Source organism: Oleiphilus sp. HI0066, assembly GCF_001635725.1.
In genome coordinates this window covers 1-1,103 of record NZ_LWFH01000055.1, presented here as the reverse complement: position 1 = coordinate 1,103, position 1,103 = coordinate 1, and the positions used below count along the sequence as shown (strand labels likewise).

The 1,103-nt window shown below is 45.8% G+C and carries 2 protein-coding genes; both read left to right on the top strand.

Annotated elements, in window-relative coordinates:
- The coding region (locus tag A3738_RS01050) for an NAD(P)/FAD-dependent oxidoreductase (protein WP_068763282.1) at positions 1-845 on the top strand (845 nt) is incomplete at its 5' end.
- Between the two features lie 19 nt (positions 846-864).
- A partial coding sequence (locus A3738_RS01045) for an acyl-CoA thioesterase II (protein ID WP_197473496.1) occupies positions 865-1,103 on the top strand: 239 nt, incomplete at its 3' end.

Genomic DNA, 1,103 nt, shown 5'->3' with positions numbered 1-1,103 from the left:
AGCTCGTATTAGCGACGGGCGCAAGTCCATTCAAACTGAAGTTTGTTAAACCTGAGAGTGACCGCATTTTCTCGATCAATGATCTTGATGATTACCGCGCATTCCGNACAGCTAGCCAAGGCAAAAAGCATGTCGCAATTGTCGGAACAGGTTTGATCGGTTGTGAATACGCGAACGATCTTTTGAATGGCGAATATGAAGTGTCATTGATCGGCTTAAGCCAACATGTTTTAGATACCATGCTGCCGCCAGAAGCATCAGAATGTGTTACAAAAAGCTTGAGTGATGCCGGCGCGAACTTCTACTTTGAGCGAAGCGTTGTTGATATCCAAGAAACTGTTGATGGCGTAATAGTGGAGCTCGACAACGGTGAAAAAATCTCAGCCGATATAGCGATTAGTGCGATTGGTTTAGCACCAAATACTAAGCTGGCTTCTGAGAGCGGCATCGAGACTAATAAAGGCATTACGTGCGATCGTAGTTTGGAAACGTCCGCTAAGAACGTCTACACACTGGGCGATTGTGCAGAAGTCGATGGCATGGTTATGCTCTATGTTTTGCCGATGATGGCATGTGCTCGAGCGCTTGCCAGCACACTCAATGACGAACCGAAGCTTGTGAGTTATGGTGTAATGCCGGTGGCAGTTAAAACACCTGCCTGCCCTGTCGTTGTTCTTCCTGCATCAAATGAAAATGGCACTTGGGATATCGAATCAGACGGGTTCAATACCACAGCGTTGTTTAAGTCGGATCAAGGCGAGCTTCTTGGCTTCGCATTAACCGGCGATGCGACGAAACAAAAGCAGGTTTTAGCAAAGCAAGTTCAAGCTATCCACCCAGAATAATAGTAAGAAGTACATATCTATGAGCGACGTTCTTCAACAGTTGATTGATGTCTTAAAACTGGAACAAATCGACGATTCTCATTTTCAAGGCGCAAGCGAAGATCTAGGTTTTCCTAATGTCTTTGGCGGCCAAGTTTGCGGCCAAGCGATGATGGCAGCCTATCAATCTGTTGAAGATCGCATCGCACATTCTATGCATGGATACTTTCTGCGCGCAGGAGATCCAAACTTACCTATTCAATACGAAGTGCAATCTCT